The following is a 15920-nucleotide window of genomic DNA, read 5'->3' on the forward strand; positions in this document are numbered from 1 at the left end:
CCTCTGCCTGACTTCTTTTTATGATGTGCGAAACGCTCCCGCCAGGCGGGAGCGTGATGGGTTAAAACCAGGTTTCCATCTGGACCCCAAAGTTCCATTCCCCGCCGGCGTTGAAGCCGCTGCTGCCAAAGGCATCATCGCTGGCGTAATGATCCAGTTTGCTGCTCCAGTCCATCCAGGTGGCAAACAGACGAAGCTCCGGACGGCTGAAGAAATCGCCGATTTTGCTCGCTTTTAACGTCGGCGCAAAGGTCAGCTTGTAGAAACTGCCGTTAACGGCGTTCCGGTCCTTATAGCCTTCCGGATTTAAATCCATGTACTGATAGCTTCCCTCAAACGCCAGGGCGAAGTTCTGCGTCACCTCTTTAATCAGGCGGGTGTTGAGCGTCACCCACTCATAGCTATCGCCCTTGACGTAGCGATCTTTACTGCTCTGCGCCAGCACGGCGGGCGCAACGCTCCAGCCACCGCCGATCGGCGTGACACCGTAACTTGCGAAGCGCCAGGTATTCGCCTCAGGCAGCAGCGCGCCGTCGGAGCCGATGCTTTTCACTTCCGCACCCAGCCCGTGACCGTACAGCAGCGCCGTTTTAGCGGTCCCTTCCCGCAGGCCGTAGAAGCTCTCGTTGTGCAACCCGACCAGCGCATGAACGCCGGTATTGGCGGCATCGGTTTTGATGAGATCGCCGTTGGTGTCTTTACGGTCGTCGTTATCCTTCGCACGCAGGCCGCTCACCATCAGCTGGAACGGTCCGGCGAAGTGGTTCATGGTGAGGATATAGTTCTGAACGTTATTGTCGGTCTGCTCCACGCTGCCGAAGTTGCGGCCGTAGATGGAGAAGTTGCTGCGCAGCGAATCGTTCCATTTCACGTCGTAGACGCCACCGCCGGTACCGGCGAGGAACACCACGTCGGAGTCCAGCCAGTGAATATCAAAGTTGTCGCGGTCGAAGCGTTTACCCGCCCAGAAGGTGCTGCCCTTCAGCGCGCCGGTAAAATCAGGCAGGTTGCCCAGCTCCGCGAAGGCCTGACGAATGTTGAGATCGCTGGTATCGGCTGACCAGTCGTTATAGGTTCTCTGCCCGTCGGCCAGCATCGCTTTGAAGCGCGTGGTGGCCCCGTTGTCCAGGGTTTGCTTGTGCTCCAGGTTCAGCTCAACGTAGGTGTCTGCTTCGTTACCCAGACGCCCTACCGCACCGCCGGTTTCACCGGCCGGGGTCAGATAAGGACCGCTTTTGCTGCTGGAGGCCGCATCGTTCATCAGCAGGCCAGAACGGGCGTAGCCGTGGAACTCAAATCCGCTGCTTTGATCCGCCTTCTTCTCCAGCGCGGTGGTGCGCTGCGCCACCGCCTGGGTTGTCGTTTGCGTCTGCTGCTGGGCGGCAACCAGCTGCTGCGTTTTTTGTTCCGCATCGGTGGCGCGCTTCTCAGCCACCTGCGCACGCGTTTCCGCTGCCTGGAGTCGCTGCTCCATCGCGGCAAGACGCGCTTCGATACTTGTCATATCCGTTTGGGCAAAAACAGAGGTACTTCCGGCCAGCATGCCTATCATCACGGCAAGTCTGCGTTTTTTATACATTTTGTCGCATCCCTAAAAGAAGTCATTAAACGTGCTAAATTGCTAAACCGGTTTAGGTTGCTGATACTAAACCTCTGAATTTTGGATCGGCAATCTTTTTTGCTAAACCGTTTTAGTAAGTGTGATCGAGGCGACAATTCAGGCCGCCGGATGGCGGCCAGTGAAGGAAGGAATTACAGATCGTGCTGCCAGGGTAATGCGGTCATTGCTCCTTTGGCGGTAGTGGCTAGTGCGCCGCAGCGCTGGGCTAAGGCGATGACGGGCGTCAGGTCCTGCCCGGCAGCCAGGCCGTAGAGCAGTCCGGCGACGAAGGCATCGCCCGCGCCGGTCGTATCGACGCACTGAACGGGGGTGGCCGGATAGTGCTTCACGGTGCCGTCATGCCAGACGATCACTCCCTCTTTTCCCTGGGTGACCAGCACCAGACGCGCCGGGCAGCGCGCCATCAGCGCATGCAGACCGACGTTCACCTCTGCATCTCCGGTTAAGAACGCCAGCTCTTCGACAGAGAGTTTCACCACGTCTGCGCTCTGCAGGGCCTGCTCCAGGCAGCGGCGCAGCGCGTTCTCATCCGGCCAGAGGTCTGGCCGAATATTGGGGTCGAAGCTGACGTAGCCGCCCGCCTTGCGAATGGCGGTCATCGCCTCAAACGCCGCGGAACGGCTCGGCTCTGCGCTTAACGCGATGGAACAGACGTGCAGCCACTCCCCGGCGCTGAACGTAGGCAGATCGGCGGTTTCCAGAAACAGATCGGCGCTCGGGCGCACCATAAAGGTAAACGAGCGTTCGCCGTGGTCATCCAGATCGACCACCACCGTTGAGGTGCGGTGCGCCGGGTCAAGGCGCATAGACTTCACGTCGACCTTTTCGTCAGCGAGAGTTTTCGCCATAAAGCGCCCGAAGGGATCGTCGCCAACCCTGCCGATAAAGGCGCTCTGGCCGCCCAGCCGGGCAATGCCGACCGCGACGTTTGCCGGTGCGCCTCCGGGACACTGCAGCAATCTGCCTTCTCCATCGGGCAGCAAATCCACTACCGCATCGCCAAGTACCCAGATTTTTTTCATGTGATCCTCGTAGCTAAACTATATTAAACCGTTTTAGCTATTTAAGCACAGGCAGGACGAAGGGGAAATAACGCGGGAGGAAAATTGGCTAACGCACCAGATGCGGCCAGTGGATATCACCGACGCCATTAAGCTGCGGGCGGGCGAACAGAAATCCCTGGAAACGGCGGATCCCGGCAGACTCGAGCCAGCACCACTCCTCTATTTTCTCGATACCTTCTGCGACAAGGGTAATTTCGAGGTCTGAGCAACAGCTGATGATGGAGCGCACAATCGCCTGCTTCGGGCCGCTGAGGTGGATATCGCTGACTATCTCCCGGTCTATCTTAATTTTATCCGGCTGGAAGCGGGTCAGCAGCGAAAGACCGGCATACCCGGAACCAAAATCATCGATTGCCAGGCCAATGCCCTCACCGCGAAGCTGCTTGATGGCGCTATTAAACTGGTTGAAGCCGGAGATCATCTCGTTTTCAGTCACTTCAATGACCACCTGCTCCGGCTGAAGGCCATGTTTTTTAATCTGATCGACCAGAAATTCCACTGCGCCGGGGACATTCACCAGCGACATCGGCAGCAGGTTTACCGCAATCTTATGGCTACCAATGCCCAGCTTTTCCGCCAGCGCAAAGGCATACGCTTTCGTCTGCAGATCGACTTCGTAGATTTTGTCCGGGTCGAGGGTGCTGAAGAAATGCTCCGGGCTGCCGCCATCGTTGCCGCGAATAAGGGCTTCCAGCGAACTGATCTTCCCTTCCGAGGGCTCAACGATGGGCTGGAGCGCAAACTGACAGGTTTGGTTGGCCATCAGCCCCAGACGTTCGCCAAAGGGCAACGCCTCGGGTGACAGCGTCCATTTTTCAGGGACGTAGCGGGCGCCCGACAGGGCCGGACGTTTGCCTGTGATAAACGTCTGGATAAATTTGAACACCCGGTCATCGGATGTAAGATAGCTTTCCAGCTTGCTGTAATTCAGAACCGACTGCAGCACCTCTTTCGGCGACTGCGTCTGCAGATCGAACAGCAGCATCCCGACGTTTTCGAAGCGTCTGCGCGGGCCGTAATCCCGCATCAGTTCAACCACCCCGCTGTGCCGCTTGTCGTCACGGATTTTATGGAACAGCTTAAGCACGCTCTCTTCCGAACCTTCGAGGATTTGCAGCACGTCACTGCCTTTTGCAAGCAGAACCCCGGTGATATTCAGATTAGCATTGCGGATCCGGGCGCGCTCCACCAGTTCCCGCAGCTCGGTGGAGGGGCGGGATAAATTCAACTGGCTTCGGTAAATCAGAGTCGTCAGCACAAAAATAGGTTCCAATGAGAAAGAGAGGTGCCTTGAAGCTATTATTTAACATACTTAATCAATGCGACCTAACACATTCACACCACAGGGGAACGTTACTTTTCCGCATCCCCGATCCGGCTGTTAATCCTCTCCTGCATATAGGCGTAAAACGGGTTCGAGGTGACCCGCATCAGCGCCTCTTTTCCGACGCTCAATACGGAGGTTTCGCCCCACAGCGCAATTGTCCCCAGGCTGATGCCGTAGCGGTTTTTCACCCCAGGCTCACGGCCATAGAGATCGTCATCCGGCGGGAACGGCACCGCAACGTGCGACAGGGAATAGACATCCTGCGGCCAGGCCTGCGCCAGCGGCACGACCGTCTCCCGGGTGCTGCCAGCCGGGGTGATTTTCGCTACCGTCGAGAAGCTGTGAGCGTCCGCATTGGTAATAATCGTGACACCGTAACGTCTCTGCGCTACTGGCAGCAGCGCCGAGGTGGCCGTCCACGACGACGGCTTGAACAGCGGGCGGAAGCTCGCCGCCTGGTTGATATCAAACACCACCAGCTCGCTGCCGTTGGCCGGAAGCTGGTCAAACAGGCCGGTCACCACCGCGCGGGTGCTGACCGTGGAATCCAACACCGACTGGAACGCCAGCACCGGAGGCAAATTCGCCAGCCTGTTCTCCCGCGCCTCGCGGCCAATCTGCTCCTGCAGGGCCTTCGTCAGCAGCCATGACTGCCGGGCGGCGTTCACCGGGAACGAGTTATATTTATACGGGTTATATTCCGGCGCGATATTCAGCCACGCCGCTTTAGCAAACGCCGGCAGCAGCGCCGGTAGCCCGGCGAAACCGGCAAAGCGCGCAAAGGCCGTCACGCCGATCATCGGTGAGAGCAGTATTACCTGCTGCGGTCGACGCAGCGCAGGCGCGTCCAGCGCATCGAGGGTATATTTCATCGCCAGCGCCCCGCCGTTAGAGTAGCCCACCAGATGCAGCGGCACTGCCTCTCCGGCCAGACGCGTGGCTTCCCGCACCGCAAGGCGCGTCGCCGCCAGCCACATCTCCCAGTCAACGTCCGTCAGCGCGCCGGGCGCGGTGCCGTGCCCGGGCAGGCGCGGGACTACCGTGACAAAACCGCGTTGCTGATAGTTCACCGCAAGGTGCCTGACGCTGTAAGGCGAGTCCGTCAAACCGTGCAGCAGCACTACCGCGCCGCGGGGCTTTCCGGCAGGCATCAGCACAAACGAGCGGTTGGCATCGGGTGCAAACTGACCGGGCCACACCAGGCTCTGGCGATAAAAGCGGTTTAATGGAGTACGTTCCTCGCCCTCTGTTTTCGCCGTCACCGCGCGATCGAGATCGGCGAAAATAGCGTTTTCCCGAGCGATATACCCGGCAAAATTGCCGTTATCCATCTCGCGCACGGACATCTCATCAGCCCGCCAGGTATGCCAGAGGTGCAGTTCCGGTCCCTGCTGCGAGAGATAGACCCTAGTCGCCAGCAGGACGACCAGTACGATCCCTACGACCATCCCTATTTTCTTTGCAAGCGTCATCAGGCGCACGCTGACTCGCCAGGGCAGATTTGCCATGCCGGGATCCCTTTTATATTCACAGTACATCTATCTTATCAAAAATGTGAACGGACTGACGGATTCACCAAATTCATACCTGCCGCGTCAGACAGTGCACCAAAAGTGAACTACGCTGCACAAATGTTGATCATTGGTTAAACAATTATTGCATGAAGTTTACTGCACAGCGGGTTTAACCCGCCCTGTGAACATGGCACGCGTCATGCATTGTTAATCAGATAACACAAACTCAGCCATTGACAGCCTGTTAACAGCGAGGCGGTATGACGACGAAACCTGAGATGTTAAGCCGTATCGAAGCGACGTTCAGCCAGCTCACGCCCAGCGAAAAGCGGGTCGGGAGCTGGCTGCTGGCGCACGCCGCGCAAATCCCGTTTGAAACGGCTGAGAGCGTCGGTCAGGCGAGCGGGACCAGCGGAATTACCGTCGGACGCTTCCTGCGCAAGCTGGGGTATCGCAACCTGGAAGATGCCAAAAAGAGTCTGCGCGATCCGTATCAGCCCTGGGGCATGAACGAGCGGCTGGACTCCTGGCAGCAGCAGCTCCCCCTTTCCAGCCGCCTTCAGCATGCCCTGTCGCTGGAAGTGGATGCCATCACGCAGGTGTACCAGCTGGCGCAAACGGACGCCTTCCGTCAGGTGGTGCACAACCTCGCCCACGCGGACGCGGTTTTTGTGCTGGGGATCCAGTCCACGCGCGGGATTGCCAACGCCTTCTTCAGCCACCTTGAGTACCTCCGCCCGCGGGTGAGCTATTCGGAGGGAGCGTCCGGCAGCTGGGTAGAATCCCTGAACTCGGGGTTTTCGCACCCGTACGTTGTGCTGACAGACACGCGCACCTACTCCTCAATGGCCCGCCAGTACTGCCGCGTTGCCAGCGAGAAAGGCATTCCGCTGGCCTTAATCACCGACATCTGGTGCCCGTGGGCGCGGGATTACCCGATTGATTTACTGCAGGTGAAAACCGATACCGGTCATTTCTGGGATTCGCTTGCCCCCGTAAGCTGTCTGTTCAACCTGCTGCTGTCGGGCGTAGTGGAAGCGCTGGGTGACGCGCTCCCGGCACGACTGGCGGTCAACCGACAATTACAACAAGAGTTTGGACAATTCGAACGCTAAAGGAGCGGAGCTATGCCCGAAGAGAGTGAACTGATTGATGTGGCGAAGACGTTTCCCACGCTGCATATCGATCTGAAGTATGCCACCGCCGACAACATCACCGGCCGCCCGATCTATCAGGAGGCGCTGTGCCTGCTGCATACCGATGCCGCCACCGCGCTGGCAAAAGCCATCAGCATTGCCTCCCTGGCCGGGCTGAAGCTGGTGGTGTACGACGCCTATCGCCCTCAGCAGGCGCAGGCTCAGCTGTGGGATGCCTGCCCGAACCCGGAATACGTGGTCGACGTGGCGATCGGCTCCAATCACAGCCGCGGTACGGCCATCGACGTCACCCTGATGGATGAACATAACGCCGTGCTGGATATGGGGGCCGGTTTTGACGAGATGCATGATCGATCGCATCCGTATCACCCCTCCGTGCCGCCGCACGCCCAGCGCAACCGTCTGCTGTTGAACGCCATCATGTTTGGTGGCGGTTTTGTGGGTATCAGCAGCGAATGGTGGCACTTCGAACTGCCCAATGCCGCCAGCTACCCGCTGCTTGACGACCGTTTTGCCTGTTTTCCACTGACGCACACCCCTCTTTAAACCTGGAGCACTGCCATGAAAACATCGCTTATCTCGACGCTGATCGCCGCCACGCTGGCCCTGAGCGCACCGCTGGCGCTGGCTGCCGTCCCGAAAGACATGCTGGCGATCGGCAAAGCCGCCGACCCGCAAACGCTCGATCCTGCCATCACCATTGATAACAACGACTGGACCGTGACCTATCCGTCCTACCAGCGTCTGGTCAAGTACAAGCCGGGCTCTACCGAGGTGGAAGGCGATCTGTCGACGGGCTGGAAGGCGTCCGATGACCAGAAAGAGTGGATCTTTACCCTGGCGGATAACGCGAAATTTTCCGACGGCACGCCGGTCACCGCTGAAGCGGTAAAACTCTCTTTTGAACGCCTGCTGAAGCTCAGCCAGGGGCCGTCTGAAGCCTTCCCGAAAGACCTGAAAATTGATGCCGTCGATGACCATACGGTGAAGTTCACCCTCAGCCAGCCGTTCGCGCCTTTCCTGTATACGCTGGCAAACGACGGGGCGTCCATCATTAACCCGGCGGTGCTGAAGGCCAATGCGGCGGACGATGCGCGCGGTTTTCTGGCGCAAAACACCGCCGGTTCCGGGCCGTTTATGCTCAAAAGCTGGCAGAAAGGCCAGCAGCTGATCCTGGTGCCTAACCCCCACTGGCAGGGTGAGAAGCCGCACTTTAAGCGCGTCTCGGTGAAAATTATCGGTGAAAGCGCCTCGCGCCGATTGCAGCTTTCCCGCGGCGATCTGGACATTGCCGACGCCCTGCCGGTCGATCAGCTTGCGGCCCTGAAGCAGGAAGGCAAAGTCGCCGTTGCGGAATACCCGTCCCTGCGCGTGACTTACCTCTATCTCAACAACGGTAAAGCGCCGCTCAATCAGGTGGATTTACGCCGGGCCATCTCCTGGGCGACGGATTACCAGGGGATGGTGAAAGGCATTCTGAGCGGCAATGGCAAGCAGATGCGCGGCCCAATCCCGGAAGGCATGTGGGGCTTTGACGCCACGGCAATGCAGTACAGCTTCGATGAGGCCAAAGCCAAAGCGGCGCTGGAGAAGGTCAAAGACAAACCCGCCAGCCTGACCTTCCTCTATTCGGATAACGACCCGAACTGGGAGCCGATCGCCCTTTCCACTCAGGCCAGCCTCGGCAAGATCGGCATTAACGTCAAGCTGGAAAAACTGGCTAATGCCACCATGCGCGACCGTGTCGGCAAAGGCGATTACGACATTGCCATCGGCAACTGGAGCCCGGACTTTGCCGACCCGTACATGTTCATGAACTACTGGTTCGAATCGGACAAAAAAGGGCTGCCGGGCAACCGTTCGTTCTATGAGAACAAAGAGGTTGATTCCCTGCTCCAGGCCGCGCTGAAAACGACCGATCAGGCGGAACGCACCAAAGATTACCAGCAGGCGCAAAAGGTGGTCATCGACGAGGCGGCCTACGTTTATCTGTTCCAGAAGAACTACCAGCTGGCGATGAACAAAGAGGTCAAAGGCTTCACATTTAATCCGATGCTCGAGCAGGTGTTCAACATCGCCACCATGAGCAAATAACGGTTCTCGCCGGGGGAAAGCGTATGACGTTCTGGAGCATCGTGCGCCAGCGCTGCTGGGGGTTACTCCTGGTGGTAGCCGGTGTCTGTATTATCACCTTTATTATTTCACACCTGATCCCCGGCGACCCGGCCCGTCTGCTGGCCGGCGATCGCGCCAGCGACGAAATCGTGCAAAACATCCGCCAGCAGCTCGGGCTGGATCGGCCGCTGTATATACAGTTTGGCCGCTACGTGGACGCTCTGGCGCACGGCGATTTAGGCACGTCCATCCGTACAGGACGTCCGGTTGCCGAAGATCTGAGGGCCTTTTTCCCCGCCACGCTGGAGCTGGCCTTTTGCTCTCTGCTGCTGGCGCTGGTCATCGGCGTGCCGCTGGGGATTTTATCGGCGGTGTACCGCAACCGCTGGCTGGATCATCTGGTGCGTTTAATGGCGATGACCGGGATCTCCACGCCGGCCTTCTGGCTTGGGCTGGGCGTCATTGTGCTGTTCTACGGGCACCTGCAGATTCTGCCGGGCGGCGGCAGGCTGGACGACTGGCTCGATCCGCCGACGCACGTCACCGGGTTTTATCTGCTGGACGCGCTGCTGGAGGGCAACGGTGAGGTCTTTTTCAACGCGCTTCAGCACCTGATTTTACCCTCGCTGACGCTGGCGTTTGTTCACCTGGGGATTGTGGCGCGCCAGGTTCGCTCGGCGATGCTGGAGCAGCTTAGCGAGGACTACATCCGCACCGCGCGCGCCAGCGGCCTGCCCGGCTGGTACATCGTCCTGCGCTACGCCCTGCCCAATGCGATGATCCCGTCCATTACCGTCCTCGGGCTGGCGCTGGGCGATCTGCTTTACGGTGCCGTGCTGACCGAAACCGTCTTTGCCTGGCCGGGCATGGGCGCCTGGGTGGTGACATCCATTCAGGCGCTCGATTTCCCTGCCGTAATGGGCTTTGCCGTCGTCGTTTCGCTGGCCTACGTGCTGGTTAATCTGGTGGTCGATCTGCTTTACCTGTGGATTGACCCGCGAATCGGGCGCGGAGGTGCCGAATGATGTTAACGCAGGAAACGCCCGTCCCGGTTAAAACCGCAAGACAACGCATCAACTGGGCAAAGCTGTTCTGGATGCTGCGTCAAAGCCCGCTCACGATCGTTGGCGGCGTCATTATGATTGCGATGCTCTTTCTGATGGTGGCTTCGCCGTGGATTGTGCCGCATGACCCGAACGCGCTGGATCTTACCGCCCGCCTGCAGGCGCCTTCTGCGCAACACTGGTTTGGTACCGATGAGGTAGGACGAGACCTGTTCAGCCGCGTGCTGACGGGCAGCCAGCAGTCGATTACCGCCGGGCTGGCGGTCGTGGTGATTGCGGGCGGCATTGGCTCACTGCTGGGCTGTTTGTCCGGCGTACTGGGCGGGCGCGGCGACGCCATCATCATGCGGGTGATGGACATTATGCTCTCCATTCCCTCCCTGGTGCTGACCATGGCGCTGGCCGCCGCGCTCGGTCCGAGCCTGTTTAACGCCATGCTGGCGATTGCGATTGTCCGCATCCCGTTTTACGTCCGCCTGGCGCGCGGGCAAACCCTGGTGGTGCGCCAGTTTACCTACGTCCAGGCCGCCCGCACGTTTGGCGCGTCCCGCTGGCATTTGATCCGCTGGCATATCCTGCGCAACGCCCTGCCGCCGCTGATTGTGCAGGCTTCGCTGGATATCGGCAGCGCCATTCTGATGGCCGCCACGCTGGGGTTTATTGGCCTGGGCGCGCAGCAGCCGACCGCCGAATGGGGCGCGATGGTGGCCGTCGGCCGTAACTACGTGCTGGACCAGTGGTGGTACTGCGCCTTTCCCGGTGCGGCGATTTTAATTACCGCCGTGGGCTTTAACCTGTTTGGCGACGGTATCCGCGATCTGCTGGATCCGAAGTCGGGAGGAAAACAGTGATGACCGAACCGGTATTACGTATTGAAGACCTGCACCTGAGCTTCCCGATTTTTCGCGGTGAGGTTCACGCGCTGAATCACGTCTCGCTGGAGATCGGCAGGGGCGAAATTGTCGGCGTGGTGGGCGAATCCGGTTCCGGTAAATCCGTGACCGCCATGCTCGCCATGCGCCTGCTGCCGGAAGGGAGCTACCGCATTCACCACGGTCAGGTGAAATTACTCGGCGAAAACGTCCTGACGGCGTCCGAGAAGCAGCTTCGCCAGTGGCGCGGAGCCCGAGTGGCGATGATTTTTCAGGAGCCGATGACCGCCCTCAACCCGACGCGGCGGATTGGCAAACAGATGGTGGAGGTGATCCGCCAGCATCAGACGCTTTCGCGGCGCGAGGCGCAGCAGAAGGCGATTACCCTGCTGGAAGAGATGCAAATCCCGGACGCGAAGCAGGTCATGGAGCGTTATCCGTTTGAACTGTCCGGCGGCATGCGCCAGCGGGTGATGATCGCCCTTGCCTTCTCCTGCGAGCCGGAGCTGATCATCGCCGACGAGCCGACCACCGCGCTGGACGTTACCGTCCAGCTCCAGGTGCTGCGTTTGCTGAAGCATAAGGCGCGGGCCAGCGGTACCTCGGTGCTGTTTATCAGCCATGATATGGCCGTGGTATCGCAGCTTTGCGACAGAATGTACGTGATGTATGCGGGCAGCGTGATCGAGAGCGGTGCCACGCAAACGCTGATCCACCGCCCTGTACACCCCTATTCCATCGGCCTGCTGCAGTGCGCGCCGGAAAACGGCCAGCCGCGCGACCTGCTTCCCGCCATCCCCGGCACAGTGCCCAACCTCAGCCAGCTTCCGCAGGGGTGCGCCTTCCGCGAGCGCTGTTTTGCCGCCGGGGTGAAATGCAGCGAAACGCCGCGCTTACAGCCCACTGGTGCAGAAGGCCAACAGGCTGCCTGCTGGTATCCACAAGGGGAGAAACACCATGTCTGATGTACTGCTGGAACTGGACAGCGTGCACGTGAACTTTGCGGCGCGCAAAAACTGGCTGGGCCGCGTAACGGAACAGGTTCATGCCCTCAACGGGCTCGATCTTCAGATCCGTCGGGGAGAAACGCTCGGCATCGTCGGGGAATCCGGCTGCGGGAAAAGCACCCTGGCCCAGCTGCTGATGGGCATGCTTAAGCCCAGCACCGGCGCATGCCAGCGGGCGCACCACGCGGGCGGCATGCAGATGGTGTTTCAGGATCCGCTCTCCTCGCTCGACCCGCGATTGCCGGTCTGGCGCATCATCACCGAGCCGGTGTGGGTGCAAAAACGCAGCAGCGAGCGCGTGCGCCGTCAACTGGCGGAGGATCTGGCACTGCAGGTTGGCATTCGCCCGGAATATCTCGACAGGCTTCCGCACGCCTTCTCCGGCGGGCAGCGCCAGCGCATTGCCATCGCCCGGGCGCTCTCGTCTGACCCCGATATTATCGTGCTTGATGAACCCACCAGCGCGCTGGATATCTCCGTGCAGGCGCAAATCCTCAACCTGCTGGTGAACCTGCAGCAGCAGCGTAATCTGACCTACGTGTTAATTTCGCATAACGTTTCGGTAGTCAGACACATGAGCGACCGGGTGGCGGTGATGTACCTCGGGCAGATTGTGGAGCTGGGCGGCGCCGCGCAGGTGCTTGGCGAGCCGCGCCATCCCTATACCCGTCTGTTGCTCGACTCGGTTCCCCGCACCGGTGAACCGCTGGATGAAAATCTGGCCTTACGCAAAACGGAGCTTCCCGGCAACCGTCATCTGCCCGAAGGCTGTTTTTTCCGCGACCGTTGTCCGATGGCAACGCAGGGGTGTGAGCGTCCCCAACCGTTACAGCCCTCACGCGAGGGCCATAACGTCCGATGCTGGCGCAGTCTGGATTAGATTTGGGCCATCCCGCCGTCCACGAACAGCTCGGTGGCGTTAATAAAGCTGGCCGCGTCGGAGGCCAGAAACGCCACCGCTTTACCCACCTCACCCGGCGCGCCTAAACGCCCCAGCGGTACCTGCGCGGCCAGCGCGTCGTACAGCCCCTGACGGTGTTCTTCCGGCACCAGATCGCCGAGGCCTGGCGTTTTGATCGGGCCCGGGCTCACCACGTTGACGCGGATCCCACGGCCCTGCAAATCCAGCGCCCAGGAGCGTGCAAAATTGCGCACGGCGGCCTTACTAGCGCTGTAGACGCTGAAGTTGGCCGTCCCTTTAATGGACACCGTCGAGCCGGTAAGAATAATCGACGATCCGGCGGATAACAGCGGCAGCGCCTTCTGCACAGTAAACAGCACCCCGCGAACGTTAGTGCCGAAAATCCGGTCAAACTGCTCTTCGGTGATCGCGCCCAGCGGCAGCATATCGCCGCCACCGGCATTGGCGAACAGGATATCAAGACGGCCTTCTTCTTTTGCTATCCGGGCATAGACCTCATCCAGATCGGCAAGCTTTGAGACGTCCGCGCGAATGCCTACCGCGGTTGAAGCAATTTCAGCCACCGCCGCGTCCAGCTCGGCCTGGCGACGCCCGGTGATGTACACCTTCGCGCCCTGAGCCGCCAGTTCCTGCGCCGTGGCAAGACCAATACCGGTGCTGCCGCCGGTGACCAGTGCGATTTTTCCTGAGAGAGTCGTATTCATGTCATTTACCTTTTTTTTGGGTTTGCGTTGGACAAACTTTAGCCCTTGCAGCATTAGTGAAAAACAGGCAAAAATGAAAATGACTATTCACCCACAGAAATAATCAGAGGTCATCATGGACCAGCTCATGGCAATGCGCGCTTTTACGCGGGTCGTGGAGTCCGGCAGTTTTACCCGCGCGGCGGACTCGCTGAATATGCCGATCGCCACGCTGAGCAAGCTGGTTAAATCGCTTGAGGCGCACCTGGAGATACGTCTCCTGCACCGGACGACTCGCCGGGTGGTCGCGACGCCTGAAGGGATGGAATATTATGAAAAAGCGCTCAGGGTGCTAATTGACATCGAAGATATCGACACCTCGTTTCGCGTTTCCCGCGCGACGCCAAAAGGGCATTTGCGGGTTGACGTGGGCGGCTCCACCGCCCGGGACGTGCTCATCCCCCTGCTTCCGGAATTTATGCGGCGCTATCCGGACATCCGCATTGACCTTGGCGTGGCCGACCGGCCGGTCGATCTCATCAGCGGTAACGTAGACTGCGTGATCCGCGGCGGGCCGCTGGACGACTCGACCCTCATCGCCCGTCATCTCGGTAACGCCGAAATGGTCACCTGCGCGACGCCCGGTTACCTGAAAAATCATGGCGTCCCGGCCTATCCGCAGGAGCTGTGCAACGGCCACAAGCTTATCAGCTACCTTTCGCCCGTCACCGGGCGGGCATTTCCGTTTCGCTTCAGACAGAACGGCGAGGCGCTGGAAATCAACATTCCGCACTATTTCGGCGTCAATGAAAGTAATGCCCATCTGGCGGCTGCCGCGGCGGGGCTGGGGATCGTTCAGACCTTTGAGTATTCCGCAAAGTCATATTTGCAGGCGGGAACGCTGACGGCGATCCTGGGCGACTGGCGCCCTGCCGCCTATCCGTTTCATGTGGTTTACCCGCAGAACCGGCATTTGACGCACAGACTGAAGGTCTTTATCGCCTGGCTGGCGGGGGTGTTCCCCGCCGCGCTGAAGGGGTAGCCGGGCGCGAACCCGGCTGGGGCTTAGTTAAGCTTATAGTCCAGGGTAATCTCGGCTTTCAGGAGCTGTGATACCGGACAGCCCGCTTTTGCTTTCTGAATAATGCCATCGAACTGCTGGGGGGCGATGCCTGGAACGGTCACCTTGCTTTTCAGGGCAACCTTAGTGATGGCAAAGCCGCCGTCGGTTTTATCCAGAGAGACGTCCGCCGTAGTATCAATGGAGTCGGCGGTATAGCCCGCTTCCCCGAGCATCAGCGACAGCGCCATTGAGAAGCAGGCCGCATGCGCCGCGCCAATCAATTCTTCGGGGTTGGTCCCCTTTTCACCCTCAAAGCGGGTATTGAAACCATAAGGCTGTTGATTGAGAACGCCGCTCTCGGTGGAAACCGTTCCTTTTCCGCGCTTAATGTCGCCAGACCAGTGTGCCGAACCGTGCTTATGAATAGTCATTCTTGCTCTCCTTTTGGCTTACAAAGGGTTAAGTATAGACTACGCATCTGCCCCACCCCGGAACACAGACAATTCCAGGACTTTCACCTGCTGTACCGACAAAAAGGATAATGATATGGCGCTAAAAATCAGGATCGCCGTTGCCCTAACCACGCTGGCTCTGTCGCTCTCTTCACTGGCGAAAACGCCGGAGAACTTTATCTATACTAGCTCGGGCGATCTCGACGCGGCGTTCCCGCTTGTTGCGCGAAGCGATATCGGCGGCGTGCAGATCGTTTACAACTGGCGCCTGCTGGAACCCGAGAAGGACAGCTATGACTTCTCGCGGATTGAACAGGATCTGACGCGCGTTAAGTCCGCCCGAAAAAAGCTCTTTATTCAAATCCAGGATCGTTTCTTTGAGCCGGACGCCCGCTACGTGCCGGACTATCTGATGCACGATAAGCGATATGGCGGCGGGATTGCGCCGCAGTTCGATAACCCCGGCGAAGGCAAGCCAGTCGGTTCAGGATGGGTGGCGCGTCAGTGGGATCCTGCCGTGCGCGAGCGCTATCAGGCGCTGCTGGCCGCCCTCGCGAAGCGCTTTGATGGCGAGGTGTATGGGGTAAACCTGCCCGAAACCGCCATTGATATCGACGAAAAAAATCCCCCCGCCGGGTTTACCTGCGACAGCTATTTCGCGGGTGAAATGGAAAACCTGGCCTTTGCACGAAAGGCTTTTCAGAAATCACACGTGGTGCAATACGTGAACTTCTGGCCGTGCGAATGGGATAATGACCACAACTACATGGGGCGTCTGTTTGCGTATGCCAGCGCCAACAATGTCGGTCTGGGCGGGCCAGACATTGTTCCCAACCGCAAGGCGCACATGAAGAATGCCTATCCCTTCTTCCATAAAAATAAACAGACGCTGCCGCTCATCGCCATGGCGGTTCAGGAACCGACCCTGACCTATAAGGATCCACAGACCGGAAAACCGTTCACCAAAGCGGAATTTGTCCGCTTCGGCGAAAGTTATCTCGGTGCCGATATTATTTTCTGGAGCACGGCATCTCCCTGGCTAAAGGCGAAGTAATCCCT

General features: G+C 59.2%; 15 protein-coding genes. 9 read left to right on the top strand and 6 right to left on the bottom strand.

Annotated elements, in window-relative coordinates:
- Positions 1–61 precede the first annotated feature (61 nt).
- The 4 genes from GVO84_RS11770 to GVO84_RS11785 form a co-directional block, all read right to left on the bottom strand.
- Positions 62–1579, bottom strand: coding sequence for a carbohydrate porin (locus GVO84_RS11770; protein WP_159514224.1), 1518 nt, complete (start codon positions 1577–1579; stop codon positions 62–64).
- A gap of 173 nt (positions 1580–1752) precedes the next feature.
- Positions 1753–2643 carry an aminoimidazole riboside kinase gene (locus GVO84_RS11775; RefSeq protein ID WP_159514225.1) on the bottom strand — a complete coding sequence of 297 codons (891 nt, stop codon included), beginning with the start codon at positions 2641–2643 and terminating at the stop codon, positions 1753–1755.
- Between the two features lie 88 nt (positions 2644–2731).
- Entirely contained in the window at positions 2732–3943 is a 1212-nt protein-coding gene (locus GVO84_RS11780; protein WP_159514226.1) for a diguanylate phosphodiesterase, read from the bottom strand.
- A 95-nt stretch (positions 3944–4038) separates the two neighbouring features.
- Complete coding sequence (locus tag GVO84_RS11785) at positions 4039–5520, bottom strand: alpha/beta hydrolase (RefSeq protein ID WP_159514227.1); 1482 nt, start codon at positions 5518–5520, stop codon at positions 4039–4041.
- Between the two features lie 266 nt (positions 5521–5786).
- Here GVO84_RS11785 and GVO84_RS11790 point away from each other — a divergent pair, with 266 nt between their 5' ends.
- The 7 genes from GVO84_RS11790 to GVO84_RS11820 are packed head-to-tail and all read left to right on the top strand — an operon-like array spanning position 5787 to position 12621.
- Positions 5787–6641, top strand: coding sequence for a MurR/RpiR family transcriptional regulator (locus tag GVO84_RS11790; protein WP_159514228.1), 855 nt, complete (start codon positions 5787–5789; stop codon positions 6639–6641).
- Positions 6642–6653: 12 nt separating this feature from the next.
- Positions 6654–7229, top strand: coding sequence for a D-alanyl-D-alanine dipeptidase (ddpX, locus tag GVO84_RS11795; RefSeq protein WP_024909540.1), 576 nt, complete (start codon positions 6654–6656; stop codon positions 7227–7229).
- 15 nt (positions 7230–7244) lie between these two features.
- Complete coding sequence (locus GVO84_RS11800; protein WP_159514229.1) at positions 7245–8777, top strand: ABC transporter substrate-binding protein; 1533 nt, start codon at positions 7245–7247, stop codon at positions 8775–8777.
- A gap of 23 nt (positions 8778–8800) precedes the next feature.
- A complete protein-coding gene (locus tag GVO84_RS11805; RefSeq protein WP_159514230.1) occupies positions 8801–9823 on the top strand; it encodes an ABC transporter permease in 1023 nt (340 codons plus the stop codon).
- Positions 9820–10713 (top strand): D,D-dipeptide ABC transporter permease, encoded by an 894-nt coding sequence (gene ddpC / locus GVO84_RS11810; RefSeq protein WP_047647662.1) that lies wholly within the window; start codon positions 9820–9822, stop codon positions 10711–10713. The genes GVO84_RS11805 and ddpC overlap by 4 nt, the downstream gene beginning before the upstream one ends.
- Positions 10713–11699, top strand: coding sequence for an ABC transporter ATP-binding protein (locus GVO84_RS11815; RefSeq protein ID WP_159514231.1), 987 nt, complete (start codon positions 10713–10715; stop codon positions 11697–11699). The genes ddpC and GVO84_RS11815 overlap by 1 nt, the downstream gene beginning before the upstream one ends.
- Positions 11692–12621 carry an oligopeptide/dipeptide ABC transporter ATP-binding protein gene (locus GVO84_RS11820; protein ID WP_159514232.1) on the top strand — a complete coding sequence of 310 codons (930 nt, stop codon included), beginning with the start codon at positions 11692–11694 and terminating at the stop codon, positions 12619–12621. Before GVO84_RS11815 ends, GVO84_RS11820 begins: the two co-directional genes overlap by 8 nt.
- On the opposite strand, the gene GVO84_RS11825 is transcribed toward GVO84_RS11820, so the two are convergent.
- Complete coding sequence (locus GVO84_RS11825; protein ID WP_008501706.1) at positions 12618–13367, bottom strand: SDR family NAD(P)-dependent oxidoreductase; 750 nt, start codon at positions 13365–13367, stop codon at positions 12618–12620. The genes GVO84_RS11820 and GVO84_RS11825 overlap by 4 nt on opposite strands.
- Before the next feature lie 115 nt (positions 13368–13482).
- On the opposite strand from GVO84_RS11825, the gene GVO84_RS11830 reads away from it, so the two are divergent.
- Positions 13483–14388 carry a LysR family transcriptional regulator gene (locus GVO84_RS11830; protein ID WP_159514233.1) on the top strand — a complete coding sequence of 302 codons (906 nt, stop codon included), beginning with the start codon at positions 13483–13485 and terminating at the stop codon, positions 14386–14388.
- Positions 14389–14411: 23 nt separating this feature from the next.
- On the opposite strand, the gene GVO84_RS11835 is transcribed toward GVO84_RS11830, so the two are convergent.
- Positions 14412–14840 carry an OsmC family protein gene (locus tag GVO84_RS11835; RefSeq protein WP_023311893.1) on the bottom strand — a complete coding sequence of 143 codons (429 nt, stop codon included), beginning with the start codon at positions 14838–14840 and terminating at the stop codon, positions 14412–14414.
- 115 nt (positions 14841–14955) lie between these two features.
- Between GVO84_RS11835 and GVO84_RS11840 the strand changes: the two genes are divergently transcribed.
- Positions 14956–15915 (top strand): hypothetical protein, encoded by a 960-nt coding sequence (locus GVO84_RS11840; RefSeq protein WP_159514234.1) that lies wholly within the window; start codon positions 14956–14958, stop codon positions 15913–15915.
- The last annotated feature ends 5 nt before the right edge of the window (positions 15916–15920 follow it).

This window comes from Enterobacter sp. SM3, assembly GCF_009811935.2.
GTDB classification, from domain to species: Bacteria; Pseudomonadota; Gammaproteobacteria; order Enterobacterales; family Enterobacteriaceae; genus Enterobacter; species Enterobacter asburiae_D.